The organism is uncultured Algibacter sp. (genome assembly GCF_947495675.1).
Classification (GTDB): Bacteria; Bacteroidota; Bacteroidia; order Flavobacteriales; family Flavobacteriaceae; genus Algibacter_B.
This window is the reverse complement of the sequence record NZ_CANLZX010000120.1, coordinates 1-209: the sequence shown is the minus strand read 5'-3', so window position 1 is coordinate 209 and position 209 is coordinate 1. Positions and strand designations below refer to the sequence as shown.

The 209-nt window shown below is 44.5% G+C and carries 1 protein-coding gene; it reads left to right on the top strand.

Annotated elements, in window-relative coordinates:
• Window positions 1-209, top strand: a 209-nt coding sequence (locus Q0842_RS16330; RefSeq protein ID WP_298500590.1) for a hypothetical protein, incomplete at both ends; no start/stop codon positions are given.

Genomic DNA, 209 nt, shown 5'->3' with positions numbered 1-209 from the left:
TCTCAACCAGCAGAACCAGCGACAGCTTGTTATGAAACAGCGACTTTCAATACTACATCATGTATGTGGGAAGTAACTGGGTCTCAACCGGCAGAACCAGCGACAGCTTGTTATGAAACAGCAACTTTTAATACTACATCATGTATGTGGGAAGTTACAGGGTCTCAACCAGCAGAACCAGCGACAGCTTGTTATGAAACAGCGACTTT